This is a genomic window from Streptomyces venezuelae, from assembly GCF_008642315.1.
In the GTDB taxonomy this organism is placed as follows: domain Bacteria; phylum Actinomycetota; class Actinomycetes; order Streptomycetales; family Streptomycetaceae; genus Streptomyces; species Streptomyces venezuelae_D.
This window is the reverse complement of the sequence record NZ_CP029192.1, coordinates 4,830,198-4,847,867: the sequence shown is the minus strand read 5'-3', so window position 1 is coordinate 4,847,867 and position 17,670 is coordinate 4,830,198. Positions and strand designations below refer to the sequence as shown.

General features: G+C 70.7%; 20 protein-coding genes. 7 read left to right on the top strand and 13 right to left on the bottom strand.

Annotation, left to right across the window (positions count from 1 at the left end; translation table 11 throughout):
* Positions 1 to 224 precede the first annotated feature (224 nt).
* Positions 225 to 842, bottom strand: a complete 618-nt coding sequence (locus tag DEJ48_RS21170) for an ABC transporter substrate-binding protein (RefSeq protein WP_150217689.1) — start codon at positions 840 to 842, stop codon at positions 225 to 227.
* Positions 843 to 1,006: 164 nt separating this feature from the next.
* Here DEJ48_RS21170 and dtd point away from each other — a divergent pair, with 164 nt between their 5' ends.
* A complete protein-coding gene (dtd, locus tag DEJ48_RS21165) occupies positions 1,007 to 1,432 on the top strand; it encodes a D-aminoacyl-tRNA deacylase (RefSeq protein WP_150217688.1) in 426 nt (141 codons plus the stop codon).
* Between the two features lie 22 nt (positions 1,433 to 1,454).
* Here the strand turns inward: dtd and DEJ48_RS21160 are convergent, their stop codons facing one another.
* From DEJ48_RS21160 to DEJ48_RS21150, 3 genes are read right to left on the bottom strand one after another with little or no spacing between them, the layout of a single operon-like run.
* Positions 1,455 to 2,420, bottom strand: coding sequence for a YgfZ/GcvT domain-containing protein (locus tag DEJ48_RS21160; protein WP_150217687.1), 966 nt, complete (start codon positions 2,418 to 2,420; stop codon positions 1,455 to 1,457).
* A gap of 47 nt (positions 2,421 to 2,467) precedes the next feature.
* A complete protein-coding gene (locus DEJ48_RS21155; protein ID WP_150217686.1) occupies positions 2,468 to 2,902 on the bottom strand; it encodes a Fur family transcriptional regulator in 435 nt (144 codons plus the stop codon).
* Between the two features lie 16 nt (positions 2,903 to 2,918).
* Entirely contained in the window at positions 2,919 to 3,491 is a 573-nt protein-coding gene (locus tag DEJ48_RS21150) for an FABP family protein (RefSeq protein ID WP_150217685.1), read from the bottom strand.
* Positions 3,492 to 3,740: 249 nt separating this feature from the next.
* Here DEJ48_RS21150 and DEJ48_RS21140 point away from each other — a divergent pair, with 249 nt between their 5' ends.
* The gene (locus DEJ48_RS21140) at positions 3,741 to 4,004 is read left to right on the top strand and encodes a DUF3099 domain-containing protein (RefSeq protein WP_150217684.1); all 264 of its coding nucleotides are present in this window, start codon (positions 3,741 to 3,743) and stop codon (positions 4,002 to 4,004) included.
* Positions 4,005 to 4,102: 98 nt separating this feature from the next.
* Here the strand turns inward: DEJ48_RS21140 and DEJ48_RS21135 are convergent, their stop codons facing one another.
* The 7 genes from DEJ48_RS21135 to DEJ48_RS21110 all read right to left on the bottom strand — a co-directional run bounded on the left by DEJ48_RS21135 (position 4,103) and on the right by DEJ48_RS21110 (position 8,925).
* The gene (locus tag DEJ48_RS21135; RefSeq protein ID WP_062773190.1) at positions 4,103 to 4,390 is read right to left on the bottom strand and encodes a DUF1416 domain-containing protein; all 288 of its coding nucleotides are present in this window, start codon (positions 4,388 to 4,390) and stop codon (positions 4,103 to 4,105) included.
* Between the two features lie 33 nt (positions 4,391 to 4,423).
* On the bottom strand, positions 4,424 to 5,269 hold the full coding sequence (locus tag DEJ48_RS21130; RefSeq protein WP_150217683.1) for a sulfurtransferase: 846 nt from the start codon (positions 5,267 to 5,269) through the stop codon (positions 4,424 to 4,426).
* 146 nt (positions 5,270 to 5,415) lie between these two features.
* Positions 5,416 to 5,496 (bottom strand): putative leader peptide, encoded by an 81-nt coding sequence (locus DEJ48_RS41085; protein ID WP_350893136.1) that lies wholly within the window; start codon positions 5,494 to 5,496, stop codon positions 5,416 to 5,418.
* Positions 5,497 to 5,691: 195 nt separating this feature from the next.
* A complete protein-coding gene (locus DEJ48_RS21125; protein ID WP_150217682.1) occupies positions 5,692 to 6,444 on the bottom strand; it encodes a DUF2993 domain-containing protein in 753 nt (250 codons plus the stop codon).
* 111 nt (positions 6,445 to 6,555) lie between these two features.
* A complete protein-coding gene (locus DEJ48_RS21120; RefSeq protein ID WP_150217681.1) occupies positions 6,556 to 7,803 on the bottom strand; it encodes a hypothetical protein in 1,248 nt (415 codons plus the stop codon).
* A 5-nt stretch (positions 7,804 to 7,808) separates the two neighbouring features.
* Positions 7,809 to 8,063, bottom strand: coding sequence for a MoaD/ThiS family protein (locus DEJ48_RS21115; RefSeq protein ID WP_150217680.1), 255 nt, complete (start codon positions 8,061 to 8,063; stop codon positions 7,809 to 7,811).
* A gap of 16 nt (positions 8,064 to 8,079) precedes the next feature.
* Positions 8,080 to 8,925, bottom strand: coding sequence for an alpha/beta hydrolase (locus DEJ48_RS21110; RefSeq protein WP_150217679.1), 846 nt, complete (start codon positions 8,923 to 8,925; stop codon positions 8,080 to 8,082).
* Between the two features lie 213 nt (positions 8,926 to 9,138).
* Between DEJ48_RS21110 and DEJ48_RS21105 the strand changes: the two genes are divergently transcribed.
* From DEJ48_RS21105 to DEJ48_RS21085, 5 genes are all read left to right on the top strand, one after another.
* Complete coding sequence (locus DEJ48_RS21105; RefSeq protein WP_150217678.1) at positions 9,139 to 9,948, top strand: winged-helix domain-containing protein; 810 nt, start codon at positions 9,139 to 9,141, stop codon at positions 9,946 to 9,948.
* A 23-nt stretch (positions 9,949 to 9,971) separates the two neighbouring features.
* Positions 9,972 to 10,994: a LacI family DNA-binding transcriptional regulator gene (locus DEJ48_RS21100; RefSeq protein WP_150217677.1), complete on the top strand. Its 1,023-nt coding sequence runs from the start codon at positions 9,972 to 9,974 to the stop codon at positions 10,992 to 10,994.
* A 105-nt stretch (positions 10,995 to 11,099) separates the two neighbouring features.
* Positions 11,100 to 12,137, top strand: coding sequence for a S1C family serine protease (locus DEJ48_RS21095; RefSeq protein WP_150217676.1), 1,038 nt, complete (start codon positions 11,100 to 11,102; stop codon positions 12,135 to 12,137).
* A 96-nt stretch (positions 12,138 to 12,233) separates the two neighbouring features.
* The gene (locus DEJ48_RS21090; protein WP_150217675.1) at positions 12,234 to 12,971 is read left to right on the top strand and encodes a response regulator transcription factor; all 738 of its coding nucleotides are present in this window, start codon (positions 12,234 to 12,236) and stop codon (positions 12,969 to 12,971) included.
* Positions 12,968 to 14,428, top strand: coding sequence for a sensor histidine kinase (locus DEJ48_RS21085; protein WP_150217674.1), 1,461 nt, complete (start codon positions 12,968 to 12,970; stop codon positions 14,426 to 14,428). Before DEJ48_RS21090 ends, DEJ48_RS21085 begins: the two co-directional genes overlap by 4 nt.
* A gap of 2 nt (positions 14,429 to 14,430) precedes the next feature.
* Here DEJ48_RS21085 and DEJ48_RS21080 read toward each other — a convergent pair whose 3' ends face one another.
* Positions 14,431 to 15,705 (bottom strand): DUF2993 domain-containing protein, encoded by a 1,275-nt coding sequence (locus DEJ48_RS21080; RefSeq protein WP_150217673.1) that lies wholly within the window; start codon positions 15,703 to 15,705, stop codon positions 14,431 to 14,433.
* Between the two features lie 126 nt (positions 15,706 to 15,831).
* Entirely contained in the window at positions 15,832 to 17,667 is a 1,836-nt protein-coding gene (locus DEJ48_RS21075) for a bifunctional metallophosphatase/5'-nucleotidase (RefSeq protein ID WP_150217672.1), read from the bottom strand.
* Positions 17,668 to 17,670 lie beyond the last annotated feature (3 nt).

Genomic DNA, 17,670 nt, shown 5'->3' with positions numbered 1-17,670 from the left:
ATGGGGGGCTGGGCCCCGGTCCATTTGCTACGGAGGGCCGGGGCTCAGAACAGGTCCGGGGGCTGTGGCTGGCCGCCCGGACATGCGGAACCGGGCGTCGGACACCGTGCCGGCGCCCGTCCGCTCCTCCCCCACCCGAGCCCGAGCGCCGAATCCCGCGGCACTGACGCGTCAGCCATCGCCCGCCACGGAAGCGTCAGCCGCCCGCGCCACGGGCCGACCGCTCACAGCAGCAGGTCGTCGACCTGCGCCTCGCCCACTCGATACCGCCGCGCGATCTCCGCCGAGCAGTCGTCCGCCGTGCGCTGCAGACCCTGTCTGCGCCGGGACACCTGCTGTTCGTAGCGGACGAGGCGGCCCATGGCCGCGTCCAGTTCGTCGTCGGTGCGTGCCGCCAGGTCGGAGAGTTCGACGTCGGCGAGCATCTCCGTGGCCAGCAGGCGGGACTCCTCGCCGAGCGGCGTGCCGAGCGTGACGTGCCGGGCGGAGGAGCGGTGGCGGGCCGGGGCGTCCTTCAGGATCTCCGCGAGCCGGTCCACGACCGTCGACTCCGGAGCCGGCGCCGGTGAGTCCGGCGAGCCGGGCGTCCCGCGGCGTGCGATCTCGGCGCGCAGGATGTCGATGCGCCCCTGCAGCAGCCGCCGCACATAGCTGAGGTCGGCCTCGTCCTGCTGCGCGGACCTGCGCAGCTCACGGAGCTCCGGCAGACGGAGCGCGGCCAGGTCGTGCTGGGGCACCTCGGGCAGCAGCCGACTCCCCGTGCGCTGCGCCGGCGGCCGCGCGCTCTGCGTGCGCCGCAGCGAGATGCGCCCCGGTGTCTGCCCCGTACTCGATGTGCTCATCATCTGGCTCTACCCGTCCCCTCGACCGGCCGACGCGGTGCACCGCGTGTGAGCATCGTGCCACCCCGAGTGGCCGCTATGTGGCCGAGTGCCCGGAATCGGCCCCGGATGGGGGGATCGCGGGCCCGTCCCGGGCGCCTCGTGCGGCACGGCATGATGGCCGTATGCGAGCAGTGGTGCAGAGGGTCGACGGAGCGAGTGTGGTCGTCGACGGCGAGACGGTGGGCGAGATCAACGGCGAGGGCCTGTGCGTCCTGGTGGGCGTCACGCACGACGACACCAAGGAGAAGGCCGCCCAACTGGCCCGCAAACTGTGGTCGGTGCGCATGCTGTCCGACGAGAAGTCGTGCAGCGACATCGACGCGCCGCTCCTGGTCATCAGCCAGTTCACGCTCTACGGCGACGCACGGAAGGGCCGCCGCCCCACCTGGAACGCGGCGGCCCCTGGACCCGTGGCCGAGCCCCTGGTCGACGAGGTGGTGTCGCAGCTCCGCGCCCTGGGGGCGACGGTCGCTACGGGCCGCTTCGGGGCGCAGATGCGAGTGGGCCTGACGAACGACGGCCCGTTCACGGTGCTGCTCGAGATGTGACCCCGCCGCAAACCCTGAGGCCCTACGGCTCCACGACCACTTCCTGGGCCGCGGCGGTGTCCCCCGCCACGAGCCCCGCGTCCAGCGGCACGTTGCGCTTGACCAGGCCCAGCGCGATCGGCCCGAGCTCGTGGTGGCGTACGGCCGTGGTGATGAACCCGAGCTTGCGTCCCTCGACGCCCTCGCTCGCGAGGTGCAGCGGCGTCCCCGCCGCGGGCAGGTGCACCTCGCTGCCGTCCAGGTGCAGGAATACCAGGCGGCGCGGCGGCTTCCCCAGGTTCTGGACGCGGGCGACGGTCTCCTGGCCGCGGTAGCAGCCCTTCTGCAGGTGCACCGCGGAGCCGATCCAGCCCAGCTCGTGCGGGATGGTGCGGTGGTCGGTCTCGAAACCGAGGCGCGGGCGGTGGGTCTCCACGCGGAGCGCCTCGTACGCGAGGAGGCCCGCGGCGGGGCCGTTCCCCTCCGCGTACGCCTCCAGGTCGGTGCGCGGCAGGAACAGGTCGCGGCCGTGCGCGGTCTCGCGTACGACGACGCCGTCCGGGACCGGCGCGATGGAACCGGCGGGCAGGTGCACGACGGCGATGTCGTCGGTGCGGTCGGCGACCTCGACGCGGTAGAAGAACTTCATGCTCTCCAGGTACGCGATGAGGGCGTCCTGCGTGCCGGGCTCGACGTGCGCCCAGACGGTCTCGCCGTCGTCGACGAGGGAGAGGTGGTGCTCGATGTGGCCGTTGGCGGAGAGGATCAGCGCTTCGGTGGCCTGGCCCGCGGGCAGCTCGGTGAGGTGCTGGGTGAGCAGCAGGTGCAGCCAGCTCAGCCGGTCGGATCCGGTGACGGTGACCACGCCGCGGTGCGAGAGGTCGACGAAGCCGGTGCCGTCGGCGAGGGCGCGCTGCTCGCGGAACAGTTCGCCGTAGTGGGCGGCGACGCCTTCGTCCACGCCCTCGGCGGGGACGGCGCCGGGCAGGGACAACAGGGGGCTCTTCATGTTCACAAAGACTACGACCAGCCCGCGCCCGCGCTTATTCCGAGCCCCTACTCCGTGTCCGAGCCCTTGCACTTCCCGCACTGCCCGAAGATCGCGAAGTGCTTGAGGTCGGTGTCGAAGCCGAAGGTCTTCCGCAGTTTGTCGGTGAACTCCGCGGCGATCTCGGTGTCGGCCTCGATGACGTCCGTGCAGTCCCGGCAGACCAGGTGGATGTGGTGGTGCCGGTCCGCGAGGTGGTAGGTCGGCGCGCCGTGCCCGAGGTGGGCGTGGCTGACCAGGCCCAGCTCCTCCAGGAGCTCCAGGGTGCGGTAGACCGTGGAGATGTTGACCCCCGACGCCGTCTTGCGCACTTCGCAGAGGATGTCGTCGGGGGTCGCGTGTTCCAGGGTGTCGACGGCTTCGAGGACAAGCTGTCGCTGCGGCGTCAGCCGGTAGCCGCGCTGACGCAGGTCGCTCTTCCAGTCGGAATCGGTGCTCGCCACACCACGAAGTCTAGGCTTACTTGAAGAAAGCGATGCCGTCGTCGGGGAGATCGCCGAGGTTGCGGGCCATGTCGGCGACCTCTTCGGGGGTGACGACCTTCTTCAGCTGGGCCGACATGTAGGGGCGCAGCGGCACCTCGGGGGTCTGCTTCTCGCCGACCCACATCAGGTCGCCCTTCACGTAGCCGTACAGACGCTTGCCGCCGGTGTACGGGCCGGAGGCCGCGGTGCGGGCGACGGCGTCGGTGGCCAGGTCGATCTGCGGCTTCTTGTCGGCGAGCTCGCCGTACCAGACCTCGACGACGCCGTCGTCGCGGACCATGACGACCTCGACCTTGCGGTCCTTGTCGATACGCCAGAACCCGGACTCGGTCTCCAGCGGCTTCACCTTGTTGCCCTCGGAGTCGAGGATCCAGCTGTACGAGCGGTACTCGATGAAGTCCCGCCCGTCATGGGTGAAGGAGACCTCCTGGCCGAAGTTCGCCTTCTCGGCGCCGGGGAAGTCGGTCACGCCCGCGCCCGCCCAGTTGCCGAGGAGCCAGGCGAGGGGGACGAGGTCGGGGTTCAGGTCGGACGGAATCTCGATCATGGGAAGCTCAGGCGATCTGTGGAGGTGGCGTGGGCGGGGGTCAGCGCTGGCCCTGGTACAGCTTCTTCACGGTCAGCCCGGCGAAGGCGAGAACGCCGACGCAGACGAGAACCAGCAGGGCGGAGAAGAAGGCCTCAAGCACGGGGTGCTCCTCGGTGAGCGATTGGGGCAGGTATCAGAGCCGGTCCCACTGTAGTCGGGCGGCGCCCGTCCCTCTCTGTGAGGTCCCTCGCGACGTACGCTGGATGTATGTACGCGCGAAGGCGCCGTCTGTACTTCGCCATGATGGGGACCTGCATCGGTCTGTTCGTCCTGGCCTGGGGCGTCGTGCGCCTCTGGTCGGTTCCCGTGGCCGTCGGAATGTGCGTCGTGGCGATGGTGATCCCGCCGCTGGCCGCGATGACGGCGAACCGCCGGGGACCCGACGACCGCTGGTGGGACGATCCCAGCGGGGACAAGAAGTCCGACGAGTGGTGGGACGAGCTGGACGGCAGACGCAGACGGCAGGGGTAGCCGGAGAAGAACGACGCAGCCGAAGGGCCGCACCCCGTTCCAGTGGCGTCCAACCCCCTGGGGTGCGGCCCTCCGGCCGTTCTCAGTGCGCTGTCCGGTCAGACCGCGATGGCGACCTCCGCCAGACCGCCCGTCCGGGCGACGACCGTACGGTCCGCGGTGCCGCCGGGGATCAGCGCCCGGACGGTCCACGTGCCCTCGGCGGCGTAGAAGCGGAACTGTCCGGTGGCCGAGGTGGGGACCTCGGCGGTGAACTCGCCGGTCGAGTCGAGCAGGCGCACGTATCCGGTGACGGGCTCGCCGTCGCGGGTCACCTGGCCCTGGATCGTCGTCTCACCGGGCTTGATCGTCGAAGCGTCGGGGCCGCCGGCCTTTGCTCCACACATGTGTACTCCTAGGGGATGAAAGGGCGGGCGGGCTTACTTGTTGGCACCGAGCTCGATCGGCACGCCGACGAGCGAGCCGTACTCGGTCCAGGAGCCGTCGTAGTTCTTGACGTTGGTCTGGCCGAGCAGCTCGTGCAGGACGAACCAGGTCAGGGCCGAACGCTCACCGATGCGGCAGTAGGCGATGGTGTCCTTCGCCAGGTCGACCTGCTCGTCCTCGTAGAGGGCCTTGAGCTCGTCGTCGGACTTGAAGGTGCCGTCGTCGTTGGCGTTCTTCGACCACGGGATGTTGCGGGCGCTCGGCACGTGGCCGGGGCGCTGCGACTGCTCCTGCGGGAGGTGGGCCGGGGCGAGCAGCTTGCCGCTGAACTCGTCGGGCGAGCGCACGTCGACGAGGTTCTGCGCGCCGATGGCGGCCACGACGTCGTCGCGGAAGGCACGGATCGAGGTGTCCTGGGCCTTCGCCTTGTAGTCGGTGGCGGGACGGTTCGGGACCTCGGAGCCGTCGACCAGGTCGCGGGAGTCGAGCTCCCACTTCTTGCGGCCGCCGTCGAGGAGCTTCACGTCCTGGTGGCCGTAGAGCTTGAAGTACCAGAAGGCGTACGACGCGAACCAGTTGTTGTTGCCGCCGTAGAGGACGACGGTGGAGTCGTTGGCGATGCCCTTGCCGGAGAGGAGCTTCTCGAAGCCCTCCTGGTCGACGAAGTCACGGCGGACCGGGTCCTGGAGGTCCTTGGTCCAGTCGATGCGGATCGCGTTCTTGATGTGGTTCTTGTCGTACGCGGAGGTGTCCTCGTCGACCTCGACGATGACGACCTTCGGGTCCTCGATGTGGGCCTCGACCCAGTCGGCGTCTACCAGGACGTCGCTGCGGCTCATGCTTCTCTCCTCCGGGGCAGTTACGGCGGTGCAAAGGGGCGTGCGCGGTACGGGAGGTGCGGGGAGGCACGGCGTACGTACGCACGGGGGAGGCCCTGACGGATGACGTCAACAGGCCGGGGGAAATGCGGGGATGGGGCGTCCCGCTAGAAGGTGCGACAGAGCATGGCGGCGACGCGGCACAGGTCCACTGCCCGCCGCTTCGTGAGGTCCGCCTGTCGGTGCATGGGTCCGATCGTAGGGACGGAGGGGTGGCCGTGTCACCGGCGCTCCGCATGTTGAGACACGATCGTCCGGAATGTGGGAATCGTTGAAGCCCGCAGCCGCCCCGGTGGCGCCGCGGACTGCCCCGCACCCGTGCCGCATCCGCCCCCCGGACGCCTCCGTCTCGTACTGCGGACGAGCCCCCTGGGAGAGGCGGTTCAGCCCGCCAGGCGCACGTGGGAGCCGGAGACCGACATGTCGACGCCGTCCGGTGCCGCCTCGACCTTCTCCAGCTTGATGCCGGCGGGCAGGTCCTCGATCTTCTGGTCGAAGTCGGTGACGTCGCGGGCCGTGCCCTCGGGGAGCGGGATGGAGACGCCGAGCACGTTCAGGCTCTTCGGGATCCGGTCGGCGTGGACGCGGATGTTGTCGCCCTCGACGCGGACCGAGCTGAGCACGTGGACCGGCTTGGGGAGCTTCGCGCCGCCCTTGCTGACCTCGATCTCGACCTTGATCTTGCCGTTGCCGCCGTCGGAGAGGCCGACGACCTTGCCGGTCGCGCCGAGCGGCAGCTCGACGGGCTCGGACTTGCTGGCCTTCAGGAGCTCGTCGTACGAGACGTGGGCGGTGCCCGTCGCCGTCGCGGCCGTCGCCGAGCTGTAGTCGCCGGAGAACTCGACGCCCTTCATGTGGGCGGTCAGGTCGGCGATGCGGATGGAGTCGGAGCCGGACTTGGCGTCGTAGTTCTTGATGCCGACCTCCACGTCGTCGAGCTCACCGCCCATCACCTGGGTGAGGAAGGGGAAGCCCTTGATGGAGACGTCGGGCGTCTCGCTCAGCCCTTCGCTGGTGCGCATCTTGTCCGCCGCCTCGCCCTCGGCGAAGTTCACGGCGAGCCGGTCGGCCGCCACGAACAGACCGCCGAGGATGACGACGACGATCAGAAGTGTGCGTATCGCGCGCTTGCTCATGTCCGGTGTTCCCCCACCTGGTCCCCCGAGTCAACTGTCGTTTCCGCGAGCCTAAAGGACAGGTCCCCGGCCGGAGAGCCCGGCGGGGGACCTGTCGATCAGCTGTGACGATCAGCCGATGGCACGTCCGAGGACGTAGACGGCCGGAGCGGCTGCCGCTAGCGGCAGCGCGACACCCGCCGTCATGTGCACGAAGCGCGACGGATAGTCGTAGCTGGCGACGCGGTGGCCGATCAGCGCGCAGACCCCGGCGCCGAGCGCGAGCAGCGCGCCCTCGCTGCCGTAGTCCGTCGTCCCGCCGACCGCGATTCCGGCGCCCGCGGCCGCGAGCAGCGCGACGACCACCGAGGCGGCGGTGGGCAGCGGCAGCGCGCGGGCGAGGATCGCGACGGCGACGGCGATGCCGCCCACGGTCACGGCGTCGGCCGCGGCCGCGAGGTGTCCGGCCGCGACGATCGCGAGCGCCGACGAGGCGACGGTGGCCATCAGCCCGTACATCCGCTCGTCGGCCCCCGCGTGGCTGCGCAGCTGCAGCACGAGGACGAGCAGCACCCACACGCCGAGCGTGCCGAGGACGGCGGCGGGCGCGTTCTCCTTGCCGACGGCGAGCAGCGCGACGTCCGCGACGACACCGCCGAGGAAGGCGAGCGCGATGCCCTGCCGCGCGGGCCACATGCCGTTCAGCCGGAACCATCCGGCGGCGGTCACGGCCTGCAGGAGCACGAGCGGTACGAGCAGCGCGTACTGCCCGACGGCGGCGCCCGCGGCGAGCAGGAGCCCGAGCACGGCGGTGAGCGCGGCGGGCTGCATCCCCGGCTCGATGATCGGCGAGCGGCCCTCGGCGCGGGCGCGCTGGGCGTCCGTGATGCGGGGGTTGCCGGTGGTGGTGGCGGGGCCGTACGAGGACGAGTCGGCGGCGGGGTCCTGGGCCGGCTCCGGTTCCGGTTCCGGCGTGGGCGCGGGGGCCGGAGCGGCGCTCTGCGGCGGCAGGTACGCGGTCTCCGTCACGTCCACCGCGGCGGGCTGGTGCCCCACCTGCGTCTCCCAGGTCTGCCCCTCCCACTGCTGGGTGTGGTGCTCCTGGCCGTAACTCTGCTGGGGCTCGGCGTAGTACTGCTGCTGCGGGTGGGGCTGCGGCTGGGCGTACGGCTGCCCGTACTGGTCCTGGCCGTACTGGTCCTGCCCGTACTGATCGTGCCCGTACTGCTGTTGTTGCGCGTAGTACTGCTGCTGGTCCGGATACGGCTGCTGCTGATGCGGCGCTTGTTGCTGTTGCTGCTCCGGGTACGGCTGCTGTCCGGGGTACTGCTGCGGATACGGCTCGTACCCCTCGTACCCCTCATAGGGCTGATCGGACATGGCGCTCATCCTCCTGCGAACGGCGGGAGCACCTCGACCGTGCCGCCCTCGGCCAGCCGTACGGTCTCATGCCTCCGGGTCCCGACGGGGGCCCCGTCGACCAGGAAGGAACAGCGCTGCAGGACCCGGACGAGCTCACCGGGATGCCGCTCGCGTGCGGCGTCCAGCGCTTCGGCGAGCGTCGCCGCGTCGTACGGCTCCTCGGCGACGCCCGCGGCCGCCTTGGCAGCGGCCCAGTAACGAATGGTGCCGTTCACCATGCGACTCCCCTTCCTCTCAGTCGGCGGTTGCCGACGTCCATGATGCCGTGGCCCACGAGGCGATCCGTCCGACGAGGGCGTCGGACGCCGCGTGCTCCGCGTGTCCCATGCCCTCTTCCAGCCACAGCTCCGCCCCGCCGTCGGCGGCCGCGGCGAGCATCCGCGGATGGTCGAGCGGGAAGTACGGGTCCCGGTCGCCGTGGACGACGAGCAGCGGCGTCGGGGCGATGAGCGGGACGGACTCGACGGGCGAAAGGGGGACGGGGTCCCACTCGTGCGGGTGGATTCGCGTCCGCAGTCCGAAGCGGCCGACGGCGCGTCCGGCGGGCCGGGTGACGACCCAGTGCAGCCGCCGCATCGGCGCCGTCCCCCGGTAGAACCACCTCGCCGGGGCACTCACCGCGACCACCGCGTCGGTCCGCGCTTCCGTGCGCCCCCTGTGCAACGCGGCGTGACGGAGGACTACCGAGCCGCCCATCGAGAAACCGACGGTGACCACGCGCGCGTACCCGAGCGACCGCGCCCACTCCACCGCGGCCGCCAGGTCGAGGACCTCGCGGTCGCCCACCGTGGAGTGCCCGCCCGAGCCGCCGTGGCCCCGGAACGAGAAGGTGATCACGGCCGCACGCTGGGCGAGGACGCCCGCGATCCGGCGCACGTGCGGGCGCGCGAGGTCCCCCGAGAAGCCGTGCGCGACGACGATCGCGAGCTCCCCCGAGGGGTCGGGTCCGGGGTCGTGGGCGGCCTCGACGGCCACGCCGTCCTGTGTACGGAGCGTGGCCCTCTGCTGAACGCTGTGCTGACCGCGAGTGAGCGGAGGCACAGAAGATCGCGCCTCTTGACCTGCCGGACCGGAGTTCATGTGGGCTATTCTGCTGGGCAGAGGATCCGGGCAGCGCAGCCCCCGGGTCCTTTCGTGCTTTCCGGGACCCCGGGCGCGGGCCCGCGGACAGCACGGTTTTCCAGCAGTACGAAGCAGTGCCGTAAACGTCCTCGCAGGGACCGAGGAGGAACCAGACGTTATGGGCGAGCGAAACGTGCACGACAGTCGGACGACCCGGGCAGGTGGTCGGCGGTGAGCTCACTGCTGCTTCTGACCAACGCCCTCCAGCCGTCGACGGAGGTGCTCCCCGCTCTCGGCCTGCTCCTTCACCACGTGCGCGTCGCCCCCGCGGAGGGGCCCGCTCTCGTCGACACCCCCGGCGCCGACGTCATCCTGATCGACGGGCGCCGCGACCTCCCGCAGGTCCGCAGCCTCTGTCAGCTCCTCCGCTCCACGGGACCCGGCTGTCCGCTGGTCCTCGTCGTCACGGAGGGCGGCCTCGCGGCCGTCACCGCGGACTGGGGCATCGACGACGTGCTCCTCGACACGGCGGGCCCCGCCGAGGTCGAGGCGCGGCTACGGCTCGCGACGGGCCGCCAGTCGATCACCGCCGACGACTCCCCCATGGAGATCCGCAACGGCGATCTCTCCGTGGACGAGGCGACGTACAGCGCGAAGCTGAAGGGCCGGGTCCTCGACCTGACCTTCAAGGAGTTCGAGCTCCTGAAATACCTGGCGCAGCACCCGGGGCGGGTCTTCACGCGCGCCCAGCTGCTCCAGGAGGTCTGGGGCTACGACTACTTCGGCGGCACCCGCACGGTCGACGTGCACGTGCGGCGCCTGCGGGCGAAGCTCGGCGTCGAGCACGAGTCGCTGATCGGCACCGTCCGCAACGTGGGCTACCGCTTCGTCACGCCGGAGAAGGTGGACCGCGCCGCCGACGGCGAGAAGGCGAAGGCCGCCACCCCGCGGGCCGAGCAGAACGGGCGGGGCGCGGACCGGAACGGCGCGGGCCCGGTGGCCGCTCCGAAGGAAGCTGCCGTACGCCCTGCCCAGCGGTAGTTCCATCCGCGTAGACTCCGCGCGTGGCCAAGGTGACTCGGGATGACGTGGCAAGACTTGCGGGTACTTCGACCGCGGTCGTCAGTTACGTCATCAACAACGGACCGAGGCCGGTCGCCCCGGCCACGCGCGAGCGGGTACTCGCCGCGATCAAGGAGCTGGGCTACCGGCCCGACCGTGTTGCCCAGGCCATGGCCTCGCGGCGCACGGACCTCATAGGCATGATCGTGCCGGACGCGCGCCAGCCGTTCTTCGCGGAGATGACGCACGCCGTCGAACAGGCGGCGTCCGAGCGCGGAAAAATGGTCCTGGTCGGGAACACCGACTACGTGGAGGAGCGCGAGACGCACTACCTCCGCGCCTTCCTCGGCATGCGGGTCTCCGGCCTCATCCTCGTCAGCCACGGTCTGACCGACCAGGCCGCCGCCGAGATCGACGCCTGGGACGCGCGCGTGGTGCTGCTCCACGAGCGGCCCGAGGCCATCGACGACGTCGCGGTCGTCACGGACGACGTGGGCGGCGCCCAGCTCGCCACCCGCCACCTCCTGGAGCACGGCCACGAGTACGTCGCCTGTGTCGGCGGCACGGCCGAGACCCCGACCGTCGGCGACCCCGTCTCCGACCACGTCGAGGGCTGGCGGCGCGCGATGCGGGAGGCCGGGCACTCGGTGGAGGGACGGCTCTTCGAAGCGCCGTACAACCGCTACGACGCGTACCAGGTGGGCCTGGAGCTCCTCGCCCGCCCGGACAGGCCGACCGCGATCTTCTGCTCCACGGACGACCAGGCGATCGGCATCCTGCGGGCGGCGCGCGAGCTGCGCATCGACGTGCCGGGGGAGCTCGCGGTGGCCGGCTTCGACGACGTGAAGGAGGCGGGGCTCACGGACCCGCCGCTGACGACGGTCGCGTCGGACCGGCCCGCGATGGCGCGGGCGGCGGTCGACCTGGTCCTGGACGACGGGCTGCGGGTGGCCGGGTCGCGCCGTGAACGCCTGAAGCTGTTCCCGTCCCGGCTGGTGGTGCGGCAGTCCTGCGGCTGCCAGTAGAAACGTAGGCATCACGGGCGCCTTTATATCGGGCATACGCACTTCTGCCGGGCTTCTCAGGACGTACTCAGGCAGCTCTCATGTACGCCGGACAGTCTCGTAGTCATGACCGAGACCTTCCGCCACAGCGGCGAGTACCCCCAGCAGCAGTCGTCAGCGCCTGTGCCGCCCGGCGGTACGCAGGGCGCCTACCCGCCCCCGCCCTACTACGCGCCGGAAGCACCTCAGGGCCCCCCGCCGCCGCAGGGCCACGCCCCGGCCCGACGCCGCCGTGCGAAGGGCCCGGTCGCCCTCCTCGCCGCCGTCGCGATAGCCGCGGCCGCGGTGGGCGGCGGCACCGCGTACGCCGTGCAGTCACTGACCGACCGGGGCGGCGGCTCCTCCGCGACCAGCACCGACGTCGTGCCGACGAGCAGGAAGGGCACCGTCTCCGGGGTCGCCGAGGCGGTCAGCCCCAGCATCGTCGAGGTCAGCGCCGCGACGGCCGAGGGCAAGTCGACGGGCTCCGGGGTCATCACGAAGAGCGACGGCGAGATCGTGACGAACAACCACGTCATCGCCGGCGCCACGTCGATCAAGGTGCGGACGAACGACGGCAAGACGTACGACGCCGAGGTCGTCGGCACCGACAGCAAGAAGGATCTCGCCCTCATCCAGCTGAAGGGCGCGTCCGGGCTCAAGCCCGCCACCCTCGGCAACTCCGACAACGTCAAGGTCGGCGACGAGGTCGTCGCCATCGGCTCCCCCGAGGGCCTCACCGGCACGGTCACCAGCGGCATCGTCTCCGCGCTCGACCGCGACGTCACGGTCCCCACGGGCGAGGGCCAGGAGCAGCCGCAGAACCCGCAGGACGGCTGGCCGTTCGAGTTCGACGGGCGGCAGTTCAACGGCGACACGGGCGCGTCGAAGACCACGTACAAGGCGCTGCAGACCGACGCCTCGCTCAACCCCGGCAACTCCGGCGGCGCCCTCATCGACATGAACGGCAACATCATCGGCATCAACTCGGCGATGTACTCGCCCAGTTCCTCGCAGGGCGGCTCGGAGTCCGCGTCCTCCGGCAGCATCGGCCTCGGCTTCGCCATACCGATCGACACCGTCAAGGACGACCTCGGCAAGCTCCGCTCGGGCTCGAAGACCTGACGCCCGAAGACCTGGCCCGGGGCGCTCGGCCCGCCCTCGCGTGCGAGGCTGATACCGGCCCCGTTCCGTCCGCCGACCCGAGGAAGTCCACATCCCATGAGCCCCGCCGAAGGCGACCGCACCGGTGACCGCGAGCAGCTGCGCATCCTGATCGTGGACGACGAGCCCGCCGTGCGGGAGGCGCTCCGGCGCAGCCTCGCCTTCGAGGGATACGGCACGGAGGTCGCGGTCGACGGCGCCGACGCGCTGGAGAAGGCCGCGGCCTACCGCCCCGACCTCGTCGTCCTCGACATCCAGATGCCCCGCATGGACGGCCTGACCGCCGCGCGCAGGCTCCGGTCCACCGGATCGACCACCCCGATCCTGATGCTGACCGCGCGCGACACCGTCGGCGACCGCGTCACGGGACTCGACGCGGGCGCCGACGACTACCTGGTCAAGCCGTTCGAACTGGACGAGCTCTTCGCCCGCATCCGCGCGCTGCTGCGCCGCAGCTCGTACGCTCCCGGGGCGGGGCAGGACGCGGAGGGCGACACGCTCGCCTTCGCCGACCTGCGGATGGACCTCGCGACGCGCGAGGTCACGCGGGGCACGCGGACGGTGGAGCTGACCCGCACGGAGTTCACCCTCCTGGAGATGTTCCTCGCCCACCCACGCCAGGTCCTGACCCGCGAGCAGATCCTGAAGGCGGTCTGGGGCTTCGACTTCGAGCCGTCGTCCAACTCCCTCGACGTGTACGTCATGTACCTGCGCCGCAAGACGGAGGCGGGCGGCGAACCGCGCCTCGTGCACACGGTGCGGGGCGTCGGGTACGTGCTGCGGGGCGGCGAGTGAGCAGGGTGCTGCGACGGTTCCGGGGGCTGCCGCTGCGGTCGCGGCTGGCTTTGCTGGTGGCCACGGCGGTGGCTCTGGCGGTCGCGGCGGCGGCGGTGACGTGCTGGTTCGTGGTGCGCAACGCGTTGCTGGACTCGTTGGACGACGCGCTGAGCAGCAACCGCCCGAAGCCGGGCGAGGTGATCCAGCAGATCGACATCGACGCGGCGGCGGGCGGCGCGCGCTGTCTGCGCGAGATCCCGAGCCGCGACCAGCCGGACCTCTACAAGCAGATCATCCAGGTCGTCGCCAAGAACGGCTCGAACTGCATCGTGCTCGGCCGCCATTCGATCAAGGTCGACGCCCCGGACACCGCGGTGGCCTCGCGCGAGCGGACGGCGACGTACCACGACACCACCGCGTCGAACGGCGAGAAGTACCGGGTCTACACCTACCCGCTGGAGGACGTCCCCCAGCTGCAGCTCGCCGTCTCCGTGGCCCGCCCCTACAGCGAGATCGACGACACGCTCGACACCCTCGCCCTGATCCTCCTCGTCGTCGCCGGCGTCGGCGTCCTGGGCGCGGGCGCCGCGGGACTCTGGGTGGCCCGCACGGGACTCCGCCCGGTGAACCAGCTGACCGCGGCCGTGGAACACGTGGCCCGCACCGAAGACCTCTCTCTCCGCATCCCCGTCGAGGGCGACGACGAGATCGCCCGTCTCTCGGAGTCCTTCAACTCCATGACCGCCTCACTGGCGTCCTCCCGCGACCTCCAGCAGCAGCTGATCGCCGACGCCGGCCACGAGCTCCGCACCCCGCTCACCTCCCTGCGCACGAACATCGAGCTGCTGGCCCGCAGCGAGGAGACGGGCCGCGCCATCCCGCCCGACGACCGCAAGGCGCTGCTCGCGTCGGTCACCGCGCAGATGACGGAACTGGCCGCGCTCATCGGCGATCTTCAGGAACTCTCCCGCCCCGACACAGGCACCGGGGAAGGAGACGGGGACGGCGGCGGCAAGATCCACGTCCTCGCCTTCCACGACCTCACCAGGACCGCCATCGCCCGCGCCAGGCTGCGCGGCCCCGAGCTGACGATCACCGCGGAACTGGCCCCCTGGTACGTGCGCGCGGAGCCCCCCGCCCTGGAGCGCGCCATCGTCAACGTCCTGGACAACGCGGTGAAGTTCAGCCCGCCCGGCGGCACGGTGGAGGTCACCCTGGACCGCGGCCGCCTCACGGTCCGGGACCACGGCCCCGGCATCCCCGCGGACGAACTCCCCCACGTCTTCGACCGCTTCTGGCGCTCCCCGTCGGCCCGCTCGCTCCCCGGCTCGGGCCTCGGCCTGTCGATCGTGGCCCGCACGGTCCGCCAGTCGGGCGGCGAGGTGACGCTGGAGGCTGCGGAGGACGGCGGAACGGTGGCGACAGTACGCCTGCCGGGGGCGGCGACACCGCCACCGGAGTCGCCGTCTCTGTAGCGCTACTGCCCGATCCCGATCCCCGACCCCGCGATCCGCACCCGGATGCCCTCCTTCTCCACCGTCACGTCCCGCAGGGACACCGTCCCGGCGCCCGGCAGCTTCGGCAGCTGGAAGGCGAGGGTGAGGCGGTCGGCGAGGACGGGGCGGGTGAGTCGGGAGAGGCCGTTCAGGAGGGCGGGGTCGAGGCCGAGCTTCTTCAGGAGCTCGGGGTGGCCCATCGCCACGTCGATGAGGTTCAGGCCCATGACGTCGTTCACGAAGCGCGGCGAGCCGGTGAGCTCGTTGAGCTTGGCGTCGCTCTTCAGGGCCTCACGGACCACGTTCCGCGGGACGCCGAGCCGCTCGACGATCGCCGGGACGGACAGCAGCGCCTTCGCCTTGGAGGTCTCCTCGGCGACGCGGTCGGCGGACTTCTGCGAAAGGTGCAGGCCTTCCTTCTCGCGCGTACCCGGACGGTACGTCGCCAGGTCGCCGAGTTGCAGGCTCATGCCGCCGATGTCGGTGGAGATGCCGCGGTCGCCGTTGCGCTGGATGCGTGCGTCGGCGCGGACCTTGAGGTCGTGCCCGGCGACGGGCAGTGTGCCGCGGGCGAGAACCTGGTCGTCGCCGTGGCCGGTGAACGTGACCTGGGACGCCCCCAGTTCGCGGTTGAGGTCGTCGAAGGAGAGCAGGACCTCCCCGTTCATCTCGCCGATGCTGGCGCCCTTGATGGAGGTGGGCCCGTCGCCGTTGATCGTGACGTTCGTGGCGGTCGCGGAGACCTTCGCGAGCGAGACCCGGTCGGCCGCGACGTCGGGGACGGTGACCTTCACCTTGTCGACGCGCTTGTCGAAGACCTGCGTGAGGAAGGGGAACCCTTCGATGTCGACCTCGGGCGCCGCGCTCAGGTTCATCTGGTCCTTGAGCTTGTCCGCGGCCTCGTGCTCGGCGTAGAGCAGCGCCCAACGGTCGCCGAGCGCGAGGAACGCGGCGGCGACGAGGACGGCGACCAGGGCCTTCGCGGCGAGCGGGAGGCCCGCGAAGCGGTTGCGGCGGCGGCTGCCGCGCCGGTGGTTCGGCGGCGTCCACGGCTTCTCGGCCTCGGCCGTGCCGCTCTCGCTCCTGTCCTCGTGGAGGAACTCCTCCAGCGGGTTCGGCGCGAGTGCGGCGAGCTCGTCGTACGGGTTGGTGTACGAGGATGCGGGCAGCTCAGCGGTGTCGTCGCGGTGGTCGTCGTGCTGGTTCAGTGGGGCGTCGTCCGTCGGTCGCGTGGCTATGCGGTGGGGGGAACGCATCAAAGGATCTCACCATACGTTCACACCCCACCCCAAGCCTTACATCCGGTAACGCCCGGTTTCGGCGGCTTCTTTAACGCGCTGTTTTCATCACACGCCACCCGCGGTCCACCGGACGTACACTCCCTACTTCACGATCGTGATGCGGTCCGCCTTCGGCGGTGCGATCGGCTTGTCCGCCGAGGAGTTGGCGGTCAGGTAGTCGCTGAACGCCTTCAGGTCGTCGCTGCCGACGACCGGCTTCGTCCCCTTGCCGAGCTCCGCGAAGCCGTCGCCGCCGCCCGCGAGGAACGAGTTCATCGCGACGCGGTAGGTGGCCGCCGGGTCGATCGCCTTGCCGTTCAGCTTGATCGAGTCGGCGACGACGCGGTCCGCCCCGCTCTTGGTCATGTCCAGCGTGTACGTCAGCCCCTCCGACACCTGCAGAATCTTCGGCGAGGCCTCGTTCGACCCGCTGACCTGCTGCTTCAGCCCGGTGACGAGCTGCGCGCCGGTCAGGTCGACCAGGTTGACGGTGTTGCTGAACGGCTGCACGGTGAACGCCTCGCCGTACGTGACGACGCCGTCGCCCTCACTGCCGCTCGCCTTGAACACGATGTCGGAGCGGATGCCGCCCGGGTTCATCAGCGCCAGATCGGCCTCGGGGTCGAGGGACTTGGCGTGCGCGAGCTGCGCGTCGGAGATGAGGTCGCCGAGCGGGGACTCGGGAACGCCTGCGCCACGACCCGGGATGTCCCCGGAGATGTAGCCCACGGCCTTGTTGGCGACGGGCGCGGCGAGCTTGTCCCAGCGCGAGATCAGCGAGGTCATGTCGGGAGCCTTGGCCTGCTCACGACTGACGACGTGGTTCGCGGACTTCACACTGGTCCGGACGATGTCCTTGGTCCTGCGGTCGTACGTGAGCGTGGTGTCGGTGTAGAGCTTCCCGAACGAGGAGGCCGAGGTCACCATGCGCGGCTTGCCCGCGGGGTCGGGGATGGTGCAGACGTACGCGTTGTGGGTGTGCCCGGTGACGAGGGCGTCGACCTTGGGCGTGATGCCCTTGGCGATGGTGGTGATGGGGCCGGAGATCCCGTCGCCGGCGCCGGGCGAGTCACAGTCGTAGTTGTACGTCTGGGTCTTCGGCACGCCGCCCTCGTGGATGAGCGTGACGATCGACTTCACGCCCTGCTTGTCGAGGATCTTCGCGTACTTGTTGACGGTCTCGATCTCGTCGTGGAACTTCAGCCCCTTGACTCTGTCGGCGGAGACGATGTCAGGGGTGCCTTCGAGCGTCACACCGATGAATCCGACCTTGACGCCCTTGTGCTTCCACACCCAGTAGGGCTTCAGGATGGGCTTGCCGGTCTTCTCGTCGGTGACGTTGGCGGCGAGATAGGGGTAGTCGGCCCCCTTGAACTTCTTCCCCTTGCCCTTCCTGTCCTTCTCGAAGCAGCCGTCCTTGGGGTGGCAGCCGCCGTTCTGCATGCGGGCCAGCTCCTTGGCCCCCTCGTCGAACTCGTGGTTGCCGACGCTGGTGACGTCCAGGTCGAGCTTGTTCATCGCCTCGACGGTGGGCTCGTCGTGGAAGAGCCCCGAGAGCAGCGGGCTGGCCCCGATGAGGTCGCCGGCGGCGGCGGTGACGCTGTACGGGTTGCCCTTCCTGGCGGTCCGCAGCGACGTGGCGAGGTACTCGACCCCACCGGCGTCGATCTTCTTCTCGCTCCCGTCGGCCTGCCGCTCCGTCACCTGACCCGAGGATCCCGCGGGCGGCTGCAGGTTCCCGTGGAAGTCGTTGAACGACAGCAGCTGCACGTCGACGGTGCGCGAGTGCTTCCCCTTGCTCGCGCCGTCCGACTGATCCTGCCCCGCACTGGCGGGCAGGGACGCTGCCAGCGCCCCCACGGTGGCGAGCCCCGCCGCGACGGCGAGCACACGGGTCGCTCGACGCCTGGGCCGTCGATGCTTGGGTATGGCGGACACGTG